Source organism: Clostridium sp., assembly GCF_051654825.1.
GTDB lineage: Bacteria > Bacillota > Clostridia > Clostridiales > Clostridiaceae > Clostridium.
In genome coordinates this window covers 1-3,799 of sequence record NZ_JBOFYU010000103.1, presented here as the reverse complement: position 1 = coordinate 3,799, position 3,799 = coordinate 1, and the positions used below count along the sequence as shown (strand labels likewise).

Here is a 3,799-nt window from a genome sequence, read left to right as displayed (position 1 = left end):
GAGCTCTTCTTTTCATAAATCATCCCCCCAACTTTTTTACCCTCTTAACTACAGTGTACTACTTTCATACTGCTTTAGTATGTATTTTTCTTACACTTATATGGTTATTTTTTACTATTATATATAAATAAAAATAATGAGTAGTCTTAAAACTTAAGATTACTCATTATTTTTATTTATTATCTTTTATAATTAAGTTTTGATATTACACTTTGTAACATAGTTTTTGTTCCGTGAGCCTTTATATTTTTACTTGATTGGGGATTTACTTTACCAAAGTTTTTTTCAACATAAGCCATATCTTTCGCGTCTACAACACCATCTTGGTTTATATCAGCTTCTACTTCTTTTGTATTAATATATTCTTGACCATATAAATTTTCTATCAATTTAGCATCCTCTATATCTATAACATCATCACTATTAACATCTCCTGCTACTAGCCTTTCATTAAATTGTTCATCTAATACTGTATTTTTTGAGTATCGTTCTTCTCCAAGTTTTTTGCTAGTGTATGCCTTTGATTTAGTTGGAAAATGACCTGGCATATCTATATTTACATCTATATATTCCTCTGTTATTGGTATATTTACTACATCAAAAGGTAGATATCCACTGTAATATTTCCCTGGTATAAAGTTTGCATCATATGAATTCCCTTTTGAGTCAGTTATATTTATATTTGCTTTTATATTCTCTGGAGTTAATGGACCTTGATCGACTAAACCTTCTGCTTTAAGATGACCTTTTATACTACTATTAGTATTTACAAATAATTCTGTATTTTGATAATATGGGTTATGCTCTTTCCCTTGAATATCTTTAAACTGAACAGTATTAAATTTTATATTTTCTCCACTTATAACTGATGCACTATCATCTTTAAGTTCAAAATTCATCTTAATCAAGTCCATATCTCCTTTTAGTTTAGGAGAGTTAGAGTCTTTTGGCTCTATATTTATATCCACACATTGTACAGGCAATCCCCATTCATCTGTCCCCTCTTTTATATCATAACTAACCTTATAGTCTCCTTTTAACTTATCACTCATTTCTATTCCTTTTACTTTAAATTGATTTTGTACAAAAAAGCTTATTGTTCCACTTCTAAGGTCATTCGCATTATTTAGTTTTAAGTTATAAGTGTTATCTTCGCCCTTATTTATAGTTTCTTTGTTAAAATATGAGTCTATATATGTTCTTCCTTCTTCTACAAACAATAAGTGTCTATCTATTCTCATCCTATGGTCTGATGCATGAGCCATATCATAATTTCTAAGAGATACTTTTACTTTACCATCGTATTCAAAGTCTGCATCATTTACACCAAATTTATAGTTTCCATTTTCATCTATTTTAAATTGCGTCATATTCCATAAATCATCATTTACATAGTAAAATGGTACATTCTCTCCTTGACTAACTTCTCTATTATACCATTCAAAATATCCTGTATTTGCATTCTTTAACATATCAATTGATGAATCATATAAAGTCCCTTTAATCCATGCACCATTTTCAATTGCACCTGTATAATCATTCGTATCATCGGTATACATATCTTTACTTATCTCTATTACCTGTGATCTATTCATTATTTCTTTTCCATTTAATGTCATTATATTTTTTACTGGAGTATTATCAATAATAAATGTATCACTATCCTTGTAGTATTTACCATTATTATCTTCTACTATAAATTCTATATCATACATTCCTTCTTTAAGATTTTGTCTATATTTTTTAAATTCTCCATCTTCATATGGGAAAATGGTAGTCGCACTATTTAGTATAAATTGTAGAAACATTGTATACTCTGGATTAAATTCACTTATATCCATACTTCCAGGCGTACCGATTATTTCACCTGTTTTACTATCCTTTATTATTATATGCATCATACTCATATTACCAGTTAATTTGACTGCTGCATGTAATCCTGCTACACCTTCTGAGAATATTATATTTGAATTATCATTTGATATACTTTTTCTGTCTATTTTAATATCTTCTACACCTGGAGTTGATACATACACACTAAATGGTATTTGATACTTTTGTTCTTTATTTCTAGTATCTTGTAAGTTTATATATCCTTGATATAATCCTGCTTCAGCATTCTTTGGAACTATCATATTGGCTTTTAACGTTGTTTTTTTATTTTTACTAACTACTGCGCTTTCTTTTATATCTAATTTAACACCATTTTCAACTGCATCCTTTCCAGCATGGCTAGCATCTGGTGATACATATTCAACAGATACATCAAACGTAGTTGTTTTGTTCGTGTTATTTTCTACTATTAATTCTTCTGTAAGTTTTTGGGAACCATCTTGAAGGGATACTCTACCAAAAGAGATTGAGCCTGTATTATGTGTTAAAGTTTGATCATTTACAACTGTTTTAGAATTATGTTTTATATACGCTCCTGATTTTACTGCTTGATAAGCATCTATCCGACCTGCTCCTACTTCATTTACTCCATAATCTCTAGCTAAATCATCTGATGTATTCATTAGTGCTACCTTTACATCAAACGGATTTAAATCTTCATTTTGAGCAAGCACTAATGCCGCAAGTCCTGCCACATGAGGTGATGCCATGCTTGTTCCGCTTATTCTTCCATAAGCTGCTGAATAATCATACCCTTCTTCTTTATTATTCATATATTCTGGATAAGTCGATATTATTGATACCCCTGGTGCTGTTACATCTGGTTTTATTTCTTTACTACTTGCAACTGGCCCTCTTGAGCTGAAATCTGCTAATACATCTTTTTCTGTTGTAGTTTCTCCATTTTGATGAAACTTTAAAGTTACTTTTTCTTGTGAATTTAATTTAGATTTTATAGCTTCACCTTCACTCTTAGTAATAGCTAAACTATTTGAATATTCACTACTTTCACCTAAGTAGTAAGGTATTTCAGCGTCATCTGTATTATACACTAATGCTAAAGTAGCGCCTGCTTTAGATGCATTTTTCAATTTTTCATCAAAAGTTAATTCTCCTCTTTTTATTAATGCTACTTTTCCTTTTAAATCTTTACCTTCAAAGTCAATAGACTTTCCTAATCCACAGTCTACTATTTCAAGTTCTTTATTTTCTATATTAGATATACTTTCTTTAAAATTTCTAGATAATGTATTTCCATTTATATTTACTCCATCCCCTACTATATCAAACACTGGAATTGATATAGATGTTGAACTAGCACCAACACTTATAGATAATGCACTTACTGCTGGTGTTCCTACTGTTGATATATCTGGACCTGAGTTTCCATTTGCTATTACAGTAACAATCCCTGAAAGCATAGCATTATTGCAAGCAATACTTAATGGGTCATTTACATCAGCCCAACTTGAACCAAGTGATAAGTTTATAACATCTAATCCTTCTTCTGTAGCCATTTCTATTGCTTGAATTATATCAGAGGTATATCCACTTCCATATTCACCCAAAACTCTATATGCATATAAGTCTGCATCTGGTGCAACTCCCTTTATGGAAAATTCACTTTCACTATTTTTTTGAGTTCCTGCAATTGTTCCTGATACATGAGTACCATGAGATGTATAATACAAACTTCCATCTTCTTCAAATTCAGGCATACCACTATTTTTCCAATCTTCATATGTAGTTTCCATTGGATCGTCATCTTCGTCTATACAGTCCCATCCACCTTTATAATTATCCTTTAAATCTGGATGATTATAGTCTATACCTGTATCTATTACACCTACCTTTATTCCTTTTCCTGTTATACCTTCTTTATGTAATTTATCTACACCTATATCAT

General features: G+C 30.4%; 1 protein-coding gene. It reads right to left on the bottom strand.

Annotated features, from left to right (window positions below; genetic code table 11):
- Positions 1-179: 179 nt before the first annotated feature.
- A partial coding sequence (locus ACRDBA_RS06410) for a S8 family serine peptidase (RefSeq protein ID WP_438572102.1) occupies positions 180-3,799 on the bottom strand: 3,620 nt, incomplete at its 5' end.